The 12992-nt window shown below is 54.2% G+C and carries 13 protein-coding genes; 9 read left to right on the top strand and 4 right to left on the bottom strand.

Going from position 1 to position 12992, the window contains the following annotated elements:
• Positions 1-38 precede the first annotated feature (38 nt).
• Positions 39-1238, bottom strand: coding sequence for an FAD-dependent oxidoreductase (locus tag AZE99_RS12490; RefSeq protein WP_067203656.1), 1200 nt, complete (start codon positions 1236-1238; stop codon positions 39-41).
• A 23-nt stretch (positions 1239-1261) separates the two neighbouring features.
• Positions 1262-1549 carry a DUF1330 domain-containing protein gene (locus tag AZE99_RS12485; RefSeq protein WP_067201646.1) on the bottom strand — a complete coding sequence of 96 codons (288 nt, stop codon included), beginning with the start codon at positions 1547-1549 and terminating at the stop codon, positions 1262-1264.
• A gap of 193 nt (positions 1550-1742) precedes the next feature.
• On the opposite strand from AZE99_RS12485, the gene AZE99_RS12480 reads away from it, so the two are divergent.
• The 4 genes from AZE99_RS12480 to AZE99_RS12465 all read left to right on the top strand — a co-directional run bounded on the left by AZE99_RS12480 (position 1743) and on the right by AZE99_RS12465 (position 6493).
• On the top strand, positions 1743-3245 hold the full coding sequence (locus tag AZE99_RS12480) for an aldehyde dehydrogenase family protein (RefSeq protein WP_231862609.1): 1503 nt from the start codon (positions 1743-1745) through the stop codon (positions 3243-3245).
• 106 nt (positions 3246-3351) lie between these two features.
• On the top strand, positions 3352-4569 hold the full coding sequence (locus AZE99_RS12475; RefSeq protein ID WP_067201643.1) for a class I SAM-dependent methyltransferase: 1218 nt from the start codon (positions 3352-3354) through the stop codon (positions 4567-4569).
• Between the two features lie 26 nt (positions 4570-4595).
• On the top strand, positions 4596-4937 hold the full coding sequence (locus tag AZE99_RS12470; protein ID WP_197460190.1) for a hypothetical protein: 342 nt from the start codon (positions 4596-4598) through the stop codon (positions 4935-4937).
• Positions 4934-6493, top strand: a complete 1560-nt coding sequence (locus tag AZE99_RS12465; protein ID WP_067201639.1) for an FAD-binding oxidoreductase — start codon at positions 4934-4936, stop codon at positions 6491-6493. The genes AZE99_RS12470 and AZE99_RS12465 overlap by 4 nt, the downstream gene beginning before the upstream one ends.
• A 4-nt stretch (positions 6494-6497) precedes the next feature.
• Here the strand turns inward: AZE99_RS12465 and AZE99_RS12460 are convergent, their stop codons facing one another.
• Positions 6498-7007 carry a VOC family protein gene (locus tag AZE99_RS12460; RefSeq protein WP_067201634.1) on the bottom strand — a complete coding sequence of 170 codons (510 nt, stop codon included), beginning with the start codon at positions 7005-7007 and terminating at the stop codon, positions 6498-6500.
• 181 nt (positions 7008-7188) lie between these two features.
• Between AZE99_RS12460 and AZE99_RS12455 the strand changes: the two genes are divergently transcribed.
• Genes AZE99_RS12455 through AZE99_RS12435 form a run of 5 tightly spaced genes read left to right on the top strand, consistent with a single transcriptional unit; the run spans position 7189 to position 12270 of the window.
• On the top strand, positions 7189-7947 hold the full coding sequence (locus tag AZE99_RS12455) for a maleate cis-trans isomerase family protein (protein ID WP_067201632.1): 759 nt from the start codon (positions 7189-7191) through the stop codon (positions 7945-7947).
• 48 nt (positions 7948-7995) lie between these two features.
• Positions 7996-8910: a polysaccharide deacetylase gene (locus AZE99_RS12450; protein WP_067201630.1), complete on the top strand. Its 915-nt coding sequence runs from the start codon at positions 7996-7998 to the stop codon at positions 8908-8910.
• Positions 8910-10073: an FAD-dependent monooxygenase gene (locus tag AZE99_RS12445; protein WP_067201628.1), complete on the top strand. Its 1164-nt coding sequence runs from the start codon at positions 8910-8912 to the stop codon at positions 10071-10073. Before AZE99_RS12450 ends, AZE99_RS12445 begins: the two co-directional genes overlap by 1 nt.
• On the top strand, positions 10070-11563 hold the full coding sequence (locus tag AZE99_RS12440; protein ID WP_067201625.1) for an aldehyde dehydrogenase family protein: 1494 nt from the start codon (positions 10070-10072) through the stop codon (positions 11561-11563). Before AZE99_RS12445 ends, AZE99_RS12440 begins: the two co-directional genes overlap by 4 nt.
• The gene (locus tag AZE99_RS12435) at positions 11560-12270 is read left to right on the top strand and encodes a hypothetical protein (RefSeq protein WP_067201622.1); all 711 of its coding nucleotides are present in this window, start codon (positions 11560-11562) and stop codon (positions 12268-12270) included. Before AZE99_RS12440 ends, AZE99_RS12435 begins: the two co-directional genes overlap by 4 nt.
• A gap of 68 nt (positions 12271-12338) precedes the next feature.
• Here AZE99_RS12435 and AZE99_RS12430 read toward each other — a convergent pair whose 3' ends face one another.
• The gene (locus AZE99_RS12430; protein WP_067201620.1) at positions 12339-12923 is read right to left on the bottom strand and encodes a nitroreductase family protein; all 585 of its coding nucleotides are present in this window, start codon (positions 12921-12923) and stop codon (positions 12339-12341) included.
• Between the last annotated feature and the right edge of the window lie 69 nt (positions 12924-12992).

Here is a 12992-nt window from a genome sequence, read left to right as displayed (position 1 = left end):
GATGTGTGATCGAGCATATGCGGTATCAAGTGAGTGCTCTATTCGATTTCCGCCGCACGTTCGAGACTGAAGAACATAGCTTGCTCCATCATATATCGATGACGCTTTTCGGGGTGGTTCATAAGATTTTCCATCAATGCCTCGCGTCCGTTCAATGATCCATCAAATGCCTCTTTGTTCGCAAGCGTTTGTTTTTGAATGAACTCGTGAGTGACGGTGCGGCGCTGACGATCATATTTATCGAGCAACGCATCTGCATCGCCGTTGTTGTGGAAGATCTTTTCCAGCTTCTCGGAAAGGTTCATGGCATCATGGATTCCGGAATTCATGCCAAATCCGCCCAACGGGTTGTTGAGATGAGCTGCATCACCGGCCAGCATTACGCGGCCGCTTCGGAACGTTTTTGCCACGCGTTGGTGGACCCGATAGCAAGTGCGATGTTTTGTATCGATTATGTCTTTTGTTCCCAGCAGTTCGGAAAAGACTTTGTCTTTGCGCGCATCGCTCATGACGTCGTTGTCGGACGCTTCAATATTTTGTGGAACCAGAACGCGCCACAAGCCTGGTACACGCAAAACCACCCACCAGCTTGGAGCATCGCTCACATAATTTACTTGTTTTAGCCAAGGCAGATGTTTTTCGATTGGGTATGCGGTGGAAAGCGTCAGAAAGCTTTCCGGATAAGTGAACCCATCGAAACCGACATTCAGCCATTTTCGCACGGTTGAATTGCCTCCATCCGCGCCGACAAGATAGTCGGCTTGGAAAAGCCGGATATCGAGTGGTCCTTCGACGGCAGCTTGAACGCCGTTTGCGCCTTGATCGAAGTTTAAGATGCTCCGGGAAAACAGAACTTCGGCGTGAGGGATCGCTTCAAGCTTTGTGGCGATCAGGCGAGTCAGCTTATATTGCTCGCACTGCATTCGATATGGGAATGGTGTAACATCACCAATCTCTGCCATGTCGAGATGATAATATCGGTCGTCGACTACGTTACCATATTGGTAAACAGGTGCGCGCAAGCCCATATCCTCGAGTTCCGAGAGGAGGCCAAGACTTTCCATCATCTCGAGCGTTGGAGGATGGAAGGTAGAGGCGCGCATGTCTTCCATGCACCCTGGTGCAGCTTCAATCACCCGAACAGAAATGCCTTTGAGTGCAAGTGAATAGGCCAAGGTCATTCCTACCGGGCCACCACCAGCTATCAGGACTTGAGATCGAACTTCGTCAAACTGCATTTTTGTGCCCTTTTTACCCAGCGTCATTCGGCCAACAGCAGGATTCGAGCTGATGCGGCGCCTTCGCGCAGTGCACGTCCCTGTTGGTATCTGTTAGACGCGATGTAGGAGCGCGCGCTTGCAATATCGGGGAAGCGAGTCACTACGACCCGTTCATTCTCTGCAGCTTCGCCTTCGAGCACTTCAGAGACAGGTCCCTTGACGACGGCTTCGCCTCCGAATTCTTCGGCAAGTCCCTTGATAGCTGTGCCGTAGGCAGCAAACTTCTCTGGGTCATTAATGGTGACCGTAGCGATAATGTAAGCGGACATAGCAACTCCTATTTGTTAATGAACTGAATAGGCTATGCTCTCTCAGGACGACCCCTCGATGAGCAGACTGTTCGCGCTGCGGAGAAATGGAGTTGAGATTCCGATATGCTCACTCAACGTGGCAATTATAGTTGTAGCACCGATCACGGTGCCGCCGAGCTGACGGCCCGAATGATTAAAGATAGGAATGGTTATGCATCTAATACCTGAACCAAAGTCCGCAGCAGTGCGCAGCTTGCTCAACGAACCGAGTGAAGCAAGAATGTTCATTGATGGCGCCTGGGTTGCGGCATCGAACGGAGCGACCATATCAAGTGCCGACCCCGCTACGGGCAAGATCATATCGATGATCCCCGATGCCACCGCATCCGATGTCGATGATGCGGTCGCTTCTGCGAGAGTTGCGCAGCAGGGGTGGGCTGCAACGGTTCCCGCTGAACGCGCGCGGATACTCTGGAAAATTGCCGATCTGATCGAGGCTAATATCGACGAACTTTCGGAACTTGAAGCATTGGACCAGGGGAAGCCGCTTTATGTTGCGCGCTGGGCCGAGATACCGGGGGCGGTTGCGCAGTTCCGGTTTTTCGCCGGGCAGGCGATGGCGATCGAAGGTAAGACTATAAGCACCTCGATCAACTACCAGCCAGCAGGGAAGGAAGTGGAGGCGTGGACGCTGCGCGAGCCAGTGGGAGTGGTGGCCGCTATCGTTCCGTGGAACTCTCCGATCATTCTCGCTACGTTGAAACTCGCTCCCGCTCTTGCCGCTGGTTGTGCAGTTGTACTGAAGCCAGCTGAGCTGACTTCATTAAGTGCCATTCGCCTGGGCGAATTGATTGCAGAAGCCGGATTGCCCAATGGCGTTCTCAATATAGTCACGGGCCGCGGTCAGCAGGCCGGAGCATTGCTGGCGGCTCATCCGGATGTCGACAAGGTCGCTTTCACTGGCAGTACCGCAACCGGACGAGCGGTGCTGGATGCTTCTAAGGGGAATCTGAAGCGTGTGTCGCTGGAACTGGGCGGGAAGTCGCCGGTGATTTTGATGCCAGACGCTGATCTTGAGCATGCGATTCCGGGGGCGGCCAATGCGATCTTCTTCAATGGCGGGCAGGTGTGCGTTGCTGGCTCACGTGCTTATGTGCACTCCTCCATTTATGATCGCGTGGCAGAAGGGCTTGCCGCTTATGCAAATGGCATGGCTTTGGGGCACGGTCTCAACGCCGAAACGCAGATGGGACCACTTGTTTCGGTTCAACATGCCGAGCGGGTGGGATCGTTTATCGCCAGCGCCAAAAGTGAAGGTGCTTCGATTATCGCCGGCGGTGAACGCCTCGGTCCTGTCGGTACATTCGTCAGCCCAACTGTGATTGCCGATGTCGATGCCAATATGGAAATTGTGCGGGAGGAGGTTTTTGGACCTGTTCTTGCCATACAGAAGTTCGATGATGTCGAAGAGGTCATCGCCAGTGCTAATGACAGCGTTTACGGACTTGCAGCAGGAATCTGGACAGATTCATTGTCCAGTGCGCATCGCATCTCGCGACGGATCAAGGCAGGAACGGTGTGGATAAATAGCCACTCGATGTACGACGCATCGCTGCCTATTGGTGGAATGAAGCAGTCGGGCTATGGCCGTGATAGCGGGATTGAGGCGCTGGATAATTATCTCGAGACCAAGACCGTATGCGCCATTGTGTAGCTCCGTAAAGTCCATATTATCCGCAGGCCGGATAGTTTTTGTCATCTTTCGACGCGGGTTCATCCAACGGCTATGGTGGTGCGCTATTCTCTAAAGGAGCTTGACCATGCTTAACATCTTCCAGCAGACCGGGCATGGCATGTTGCCCACCGCTACGCCGCAGGAAGCATCCCGGCAGGAATTTGCCAAGAGTCTGAAACATTATGTGCAGCAAGGACTGCTCCCTGGCTTGGAGCCAGTCTTCCGTGGACGAGCGGCGCCGAAATTCGCTCGCAGCGAAGGGCGCGAGCCTGAGAACCGGCACGACATTCGCAAGGCCATGGTAGGCGACCCATATTTCCGCAACTATGCTGCTGTAAACCGCATCAGTCAGGAAATGCTCTGGGACGGGGTCATCGACAGCATCGAACGGGAGCAAGCGGCCTTAAACGAAAATACCGCCAAAATGTCGGCTCGGAACAAGGGTGAATTGCGTATACCCGAGGGCTTCGTTCCGCCTCGTTACGTCAGTGCGCTCGATATCCATTGCATGCCAGGGGGCTATTGCGGCGACCAGGATACGGGCGAGGATGTGTCGCTCGGCGTACTTTATGATCGCGGGGTCTATCTATATTCAATGGGTTATACCGGCCCGTTCAACGATGATATGGGACGGTCGGCCTGCAATTATATCAGGAGGAACCTGCCGAATCTCCAGCCCAAGCGCATTCTGGATATGGGCTGCACGGTCGGCCATTCTACCCTGCCTTACAAGGAAATGTTTCCCGATGCGGAGGTTTGGGGCATTGATGTCGGTGAACCCATGGTGCGCTATGCCCATGCGCGCGCCGGAGCAATGGGACAGGATGTCAATTTTGCTCTGATGAACGCGGAGAATGTAGATTTCGAGGATGAGAGCTTCGATTTGGTCGTCAGCCATATCCTGCTCCACGAAACAAGCGGCAAGGCGATGCCGAAGATTTTTAAGGAATGTCACCGGATATTGAAGCCCGGTGGCGTCATGATCCATGCGGATTTACCGCCGTTTGACTTGATGGACCCGTTTACGCAGTTCATCCTCGATAACGAAACATATTACAACAATGAGCCGTTCTGGGGCGCAATGCGCGAAATGGATCAGGTGCAATTGGCAAAGGACGCGGGTTTCCCCGCCGACACAATCCGCTTCGATACCGCGCCGATGGCCATGATGGAACTCGCTGCCACCGCACAAGGCGGGTATAATGACGAGAGTGCAGCTGGCGTCGCCGATCGTGAGTTTACCGCTGGCGAATTTGCTCCGGGCGGCGGTTGGGAAGTACTCATTGCTCGCAAAGCGGGTTGAAGTTGCAGAGGTAATTGGAAATGACAATGAAACGCGAAGCCAAGGGCAAGCGCCCTTCGTTCTACGAAGACCCTGCTCTGGATCAAATGATGTCGATGATCATGGTGCTGGCAGGCGAAGTATCAGTACTGGCGGACGAAATTGATTCAACGCAGCGGGTGTTAAAGGCTCATGGTATCGACGCAGTAACGGAAATCGCCAAGCTGGAATTTGACGATGAGGCGCTCGAAGTACGGGAAACGCGCAGACAGGCGATGCTTGACAGGCTTTTCTATTTGGTCCGCAAAGAAGCTGCGGAATCAGGGGCAAATGAAACGCGGGAAAATTATCTTGCGACTATCGATTCTATTGCAGATGGCTCGCTATGAGCAATGGTGTGACAGGCTTCGTGGCTATAGTAGGCGAAGCTCATGTTTTACAAGGTGACACGCGTGTCGCGCCCTATGCAACGGATGTCTATCGCGCGCAGGTGATGCCTCAGGCTGTCATAAGCCCAGGGACGGTTGACGAATTGCAGAAGGTCATTGCCTTGGCGGCACGGGAAAATATTTCTTTCACCGTGCGTGGCGGCGGTGCGTCTTATACTGATGCGTATAACACAGTCGACGCCGCACATTTTCTGATCGATACCAGCCGAATTAACCGGATTGTCGAGATCAATACCACTGGTGGTTATGTGGTCGTAGAGGCAGGCGTCACCTGGGCTGGCTTATCGGATGCATTGGCTGAGCATGGCATGCGTACACCGTTTCGGGGCCCATTTTCCGGGCTGAAAGCGACAATCGGCGGTTCAATGTCGCAGAATTCAATCAGCCATGGATCAGGCGCCTTCGGTATCTCAGCTGAATCAGCTTTGGCTTTTGATATCATTCGTGCCGATGGCACGATGCTTCGTACGGGGTCTTCGGCATTTGGCGAGACGGGGTTTGTCCGCCATTGTGGGCCGGATCTCACCGGACTATTCACAGGAGACGGTGGTGCGTTAGGCATCAAGGCGCGGGTGACTTTACCCATTATTGCCATGCGCCCTGCGCACAAGGTCATCTCGTTCTCATTTCCCGATTTTAATGCGTTGCACGAGTCCATGCGCCGTATCGCGCTCGAACGAATTGAGGATTCCCATTTTGCGCTTGATGCAGCATTGTCCCAAGGACAAATCGCTCGGCAGGATCGTGCAGGCGGCGCGCTCAAAATGGCGCTTTCCATTATTCGTAGCTCGCCTTCGGTGATGGCTGGCGCGAAGCAGGTGCTCGCGGCAGGCCTGTTGGCGCGCGGCCAAATTGCACGTTCGGCGTTTATGACGCACTATATTGTCGAAGGCTTTGATGATGGCGAGTGCAAGGCCAAGCTTCATCGCTTGCGCGAACTTGTTCGTGATATCGGCACCGAGATCGCGCCAACAGTTCCGGCAGTTGTGCGCTCGATGCCCTTTGCTCCCTTCTACAATGTTCTCGGGCCACAGGGGGAGCGCTGGGTACCGCTACATGGCATCTTGTCGCATGAACAGGCTCGCCCGTTCCATGACGCGCTTGAGATTTTTTATTCGAATCGCAAATCCGAAATGGAGCGGCTCGGTATCTGGGGCGGGGGGATGTTTTCCACCGTGGGTACAAGCGGATTCCTATACGAGATAGCGCTATACTGGCCCGACGCGCAGACGCCCTATCACAAAGCTTCTGTGCCGAATGATTATCTCGAACAGTTGCCCAAATTTCCGGTCAATGCTGAAGCTGCTGCCTATGTTGCGAAGCTCAAAGAAGATATTATCGCGCTATATGACAGTTTTGGTGCGGTTCATTTTCAGCTTGGTCGTGCATATCCCTATGGTTCGCGCATAGAAAATGCTGCCGGCGAACTTGTCCGGTCGATTAAACGAGAGCTAGATCCCCAAGGGCGCATCGGACCCGGGGTGCTTGGCATCTGATTTCTCAATAGTCGAGTTCCGGACGGGTGCGTTCCTGCTCTGCGGGATCGGTCTCGACAAGATTAATGAAAACCCCATCCGGATCACGAAGGCATACTTCCAGCTGTGAGCGGTGCTCCATCGCAAAAAGCTGCGGTTCGGGCAGCCAAGTCGCACCCAAATCACGCAACTGACTACAGACCGCTTTGATGTCCGCTACATAAAAGACGAGCGTGACTTCGCCTATTCTGGCTGGTCCGGTTGCGGGCGGTAGACTGTCCGCCTCCATTTCCGGGTCGAGTTGGAAGAGACCCACCATTCCGTAATTGGGCCCTGGCCGCTTGAGAATATGGATCGAGTACGGGCGATGATTTAGAAAGCCTAGCACGGCGGTAGCAGAAGGATGATCTAGGGATCCCTCAAAATAGGTGTCATTCAGGCCGATGGCGCGGTAAAAAAGGACGGATCGCTTGATATCGCGCACGAAGATAGTCGCGCGGATCAAGGCAGAAGAGGGAGTCGAAGGCTGATTCATAAATTGTCCTCACTTACAATGTTCGGACATGATGATTGGCGCGACTAGGGCACTTCTCCAATAGTTTGCTTGGCATGTCCAACAGGTGGACAAAATAGTTCAACAGCTATGTTTTGGCTGCCTTGGGTGGCAATCACTTGCGATATATTATGCTGAAATTAGCGAAAAGGAATGCCCCACAATGCCTGACAGTCTAGGCCATCGCATGAAGTTCGCCGTGGTTGCTCCTTCGACAAACACCAGCGTCCAGCCCGAATATGATGACATGCGTCCACGAGGTGTGACGAACCATTTCGCACGTATCGCCATTCCTGACACCAAAGTTCTCGATGACGACAGCTTCATGGTGATGCTCAACAATATTCGTGCAGCAACGGAGGACACCGTTGACGTGGCCATGTCTATGGATCCCGGATGCGTGGTCATGGGCATGTCCGCCGAAACCTTCTGGGATGGCGCGGAAGGTGCGGAACGGCTGCACAAGCGTATGGTAGAACGGTCAAAAGGTGTTCCGGTTATCATGGGGTCTACAGCAGTCGATTCCGCCATCAAGGCCTATGAAACCGTGAGTGCCCCTATCCGCAAGCTGGGCATATTGACGCCATATGCACCGGTTGGTGATGCCAATGTGAAGAAGTTTTTCGAAGATCAGGGCTATGAAGTCGTCAATATTATTGGCCTGAAGTCGCCATCGCCGATGATGATCGCGCATGAAGGCAAGCAGAAGCTCAAGCGTACGGCGATCGCGGTCAGTGAAGGTGTGGATGCGATTATCCAGTGCGGAACCAACCTTGCCTTCGCCGAAGTTGCTGCAATTGCTGAATTCTGGTTGGAGAAACCGGTGATCGCGATAAATACCGCCACTTATTGGCATGCGCTACGCACAATGGGTATAAACGATCAGATGGACGGTTTTGGCCGTCTGCTCAGTGAGTTTTGAGCCGGCTGTTTCCAGCCGACCCCGTTAATGCCGAAGGAGTTTTTGTAAATGGAATATGATTACGTTCCCTTGCCACAGCGCAAGCCGTTGAAATGGCCAAACGGCGCGCGGGTAGCGCTCATCCTCACCTTCAATCTGGAGACATGGGATCTGACCAAGGATACGGACAAGCCTTATTATGCTGGCGGTCCGTCGATTCTGCCCGATATTCTCCCGGGTAACGTTGCCGACTTTCCCAATTACAGTTGGCGCGAATATGGCCAGCGAGTCGGAATCTGGCGTCTGTTTGACCTGTTTGACAAATTGGGTGTGAGGGCCAGTTGTACCACAAATGCGGTTACGTTTGAACGGCGTGCAGCAATGACCGATGCCGTCTTGGAAAGAGGCTGGGAACTGCTGGCCCATAATTGGGAGCAGGGGCAGTTGCTAAGCAACTATGCACATGACCCTGAAAAGGAACGCGAAGTGGTTTTGCAAACACTCGAGCAGTTCGAAAAATATACGGGCCGGAAGTCCAAGGGGTGGTTGTCGTCATCTCTCCGCGGTACGACGCGCACGGCTGATATTCTAGCCGGAGAAGGGTGCACTTTCTATTGCGACATTATGAATGACGATCAGCCATATCTTCTGCGAACATCAAACGGTCCGATCGTCTCGGTGCCCTATTCGAATGAGATTAATGACTTCACGTTCATCACGCGCAAGAATTTTACCACTGACCAGTTTCGCGATGCGTTGATCGAGGAACTGGATGTGCTGTATGATGAAGGTGCCACGACCGGACGGATCATGAATGTCGGATTGCATCCACACGTATCCGGGCGTGCGCACAGAGTGCGCGCGCTGCGCGAATTCATCGAGCATGCCAAATCCTTGCCGGGCGTCTGGTGGGCCACACGCGAAGAAATCGCGGATTGGTATCTTGAAAATCACGAGGATCATATTCCGGGTCAGCTGGGTTGATGCGCGATCTTTCTATCATTGTCGCGGGCGGTGGAATCGGCGGCCTGACAGCTGCAATCGCTCTGCTAAAAGCTGGCAACAAGGTGACCGTGTTTGAATCGGCTCGCAACTTCGGCGAAGTGGGCGCGGGTGTAACCCTCGCACCAAATGCCATGTTGGGGCTTCAGTCCATAGGATTGGGATCCCAGGTAGAAGCAGAATCGATTTCGCCACAGCGGCAGGTGGTTCGGCACTGGCAGGATGGACGCATACTTTCGACGCTGGAACGAGGTGACGAAATGCGCAAAAAATATGGTGCGCCATATCTCTACGCACATCGCGCCGATTTGCATAATATCCTGCTGGCCGAACTGGAAGGATTGGGAGGCCTGACCAAAACAGCCAGCCGGGTTGTCGATGCCGGTCCGAACGAAAATGCGGCCTGGGTTGAACTCGCCGATGGTTCCCGCCACGAAGCGGACCTTGTCGTCGGTGCGGATGGCGTGCGGTCTGCCGTTCGTAACTTATACGAACCGATCGAAGCTCATTTTACGGGCCATGTCGCGTTTCGCGGTGTTGTTCCTGTTGATGATACTATCCGTGAAATTGCCGAAAATCCTGGCAATATAATCGGGCCGGACCGACTGGTTGTCTGGTATCCTCTTCGCAAGGGCAAATTACTCAACATTGTGTTCTTTGCGCGTCAGGAAGGGTGGACACAGGACGGCTGGACGATTTCGGCATTCCGCTCCGAACTTCAGGATATCTTTGCTGGCTGGTGCGAGCCGGTGCAACGTATGATCGACCGCTTGGAGGAGGACAAGCTCTTCAAATGGGCTATCAATGCGCGCACGGCGCTTTCCGGATGGAATCAGGGCGGACGGATCACGTTGCTGGGCGATGCGGCCCACGCGATGACACCGTTCATGGGGCAGGGTGCATCAAGCGCTATCGAAGACGCTGTCATATTGGCGCGCGCGATCGAGGAATCCGATAGCCTGACCGAGGCGCTCGACCGCTATGAGGCCGCACGGTTGGAACGGACAACCTTCATTCAGTCGGAATCGAATGCCAATGCAAACCGGCTACAGTCGAAGGATGCCGATAGTTTCGGCAAGTCGAAGCCACGGAATGAAGAAACGCTGGGCCTGTTTGCTTATGATTGCGGGAAGATAGAGATATGACAAATTTGCCAATTGATCCAGCTACACGTGCGGTCCTCGATGGTGGATTTCCTCTGCTGATCGGGGGGCAGTTCGTGTCCGGTTCTGCGGGGCAGAGTGCCACCAGTTTCGACCCCGCTACAGGCGAAAAGCTGGCCGATTTTGATTTGGGCGATGCTTCCGATATCGATGCGGCTGTTGCCGCTGCCAAGTCGGCATTTGGCGGTCCATGGCGCAAGTTACAGCTGAATGAGCGTGCACGTCTGTTACGTGCACTCGCGCGCGGCATTGAAGCCAATGCGCAGTTGCTGGCGGAGCTTGAAGTGCTCGACAATGGTATGCCGCTCATGTTGGCGCAGATGATTGTCGGCAATTGCGCTCAGCTTTTCGATTATTACGCGGGTTGGGCAGAGCGGATAGAAGGTACCACCACCGAACCGCCGCCGCATGTTCAGGAGCAAGGCGAGGCGCTAACCTACACGCTTAAGGAACCGGTTGGTGTCGTCGGTTTGATCGTGCCCTGGAACGTGCCGCTTTCGATGGCTTGTCTTAAACTGGCACCGTCTCTGGCCGCAGGCTGTACCGTAGTTCTCAAACCCGCCGAGGAAACACCGCTTTCTGCGGTGGTGCTCGGCAGGTTGATTGGTGAAGCCGGATTTCCGGATGGTGTCGTCAATATCGTCAACGGTCGCGGAGAGGAAGCTGGTACCGCGCTTGTTGCGCATCCAGATGTCGCCAAGATCAGCTTCACCGGATCGACTGCGGTGGGCAAGTCGATTGCTCGCGAATGTGCCGGCAGCATGAAAAAAGTGTCACTGGAACTGGGCGGAAAATCACCCGTGGTGGTTTTCCCTGATGCAGATCTTTCCAAGGCTGTGCCCGGGGTGGCAATGGCGACCTTTTTTCTGCAGGGCCAGAATTGCATGGCCGGCACGCGTATTTTTGCTCACCGCGACATTTATGAGCCGCTACTCGAAGGAATGGCCGCTTTTGCCGAAAATATGAAGCTGGGACATGGCCTCGATCCGGAGACCATGCAGGGGCCGCTGATATCGAAGCGGCAGCAGGAAAGAGTGATGGGCTTTATCGCTGATGGGAAAAACAGCGATGCAAGACTGGTGACTGGCGGAACCGAATGGGACGGCAAAGGAAATTTTGTCAGCCCGACAATCTTTGCCGATGTTGATCCCTCAATGCGGATCGTGCGCGAAGAAATATTCGGTCCCGTAATGGCTGTGCAGCCGTTTGAAACCGATGACCTTGACGAAATTGCAGCCCTGGCCAATGACAGCCCTTATGGCCTGTCCGGCAGCGTTTGGACGCGGGATCTGTCGATCGCTCACCGAACGGTGTCGCGGATCCGGTCAGGCCATGTCTCGGTCAACTGTCACGGGGCCGTTGCTGCCAACATCCCGTTCGGGGGGTATCGCGAATCCGGCTGGGGACGGGAGTTTGGTCGAGAGGGCATGGAACTCTATCTGGAAACGAAGGCCGTTACGCTGGCCTTATGACCGCAACCGATATCACTCGCCGTCGGATTGCAGGGCGCATCCATTATCTCAAGGGTGAAGATGTGCAAGGGCGAGAGGATTTCGCCATTGATGTGCGGGAAGATGGACGAACCATTCGCTCCTATTGCGAGATTGACGACGACGGCCTGACCCGGGATGCTTCATGGACGCTTGATGTCGCGCACTATCCCGTTGAAGGCCATGTGCGTGTCGTTCAAAAGGGCGCGCTGATCGGCAGCGCTTGGTATCGGTTTTCTGAGTCAGAGACCGAATGTGAATCGCTGACGAAGGCGATGGGGCGCAGCTCGCAAAGACTTCCAGGTCGTGCACAATATCTTGGTCTGCATCCGTTGATTGGTGATGGTATGATCGCTCTGGCGCGCGGGGTTGATGAACCGGGTGTCGAACGCGTGATCGAGAGTGTGACATGTTCTTATGACATCAACGGCGAAACGAGCCTTGTGGCTCTACCGATTGATATTGGCGTGACCTATGTAGGAATGGAAGATATCGAAGTTCCTGCCGGAAAATTTTCGGCCAGGCGTTATGCCCTTTGCTGGCAGCCTTATTGGCCTGCTGCGCATCTATGGGTGCATGGGGATGATGCGCTATTCCTGCGTCTGTCCTGGGACGTGTCGGGGACGACTTCGGAACTGGTCAAATATGGAGAGACATCCGTCCCGCTCTCTCCGCAGTTTGATATCTGACCATAGGAAAAGCCTGTCAGTGAAGGAACACTGACAGGCTTTTGTCTTTGCCGGTGGAAAAATTCTGTCTAGCCGAAGCCACGTGTGATGATGGTCTCGAGGCTCTTGCGATCAGCTGGTTTTTCCGATGATTTCAGATGGTCGGGCAGGCCATCGGGAGAGGCTTTGCTGCCGACAGCAACGGCGACCTCCAGCTTTTCATTATCGAGCAAGCCCAAAGCGGGGCGGGCTTTGCTATGGTCCACACCACCCATGACGTGGCTGTGATATCCCAATGCTCGGGCTTGAAGGGTGAGGTAGGAAACTGCAGCGCCCGTGTCAAAACTATGGCTTGCCGAGGGGCTTGAATTGCCGTCCTTATTCACGGTGGTTTCGGAAATCGCAAAAATCAGGGCCGAGGCGGATTTGGCCCAGTCGATATTGAACGGAATCAGCAAGTTCACGAAATCATCCCAACTGGGGTCGCTGCGGAGGCAATATTGGAATCGCCAAGGCTGGTAGTTGAATGCCGATGCAGCAAGACCAGCGGCTTCGAACATGACCATCAAATCCTCCTCTGGCATCGTGCTGCCATCGAATGACCTAGGAGACCATCGATCTGCGATCACAGGCAGAACCCGAGGGTTCACATTTGGGCGATTTTTTATACTCATATTATTTGGCTCTCAGCGAAAATGGAATGGCCATCTGACAGGGGATTTTTACGCGAGTGTAACCAGTTT

The sequence above is a fragment of the Sphingorhabdus sp. M41 genome (genome assembly GCF_001586275.1).
Classification (GTDB): domain Bacteria; phylum Pseudomonadota; class Alphaproteobacteria; order Sphingomonadales; family Sphingomonadaceae; genus Parasphingorhabdus.
Note: the sequence above shows the minus strand (reverse complement) of the source record. Positions and strands in the feature narration are given on the sequence as shown.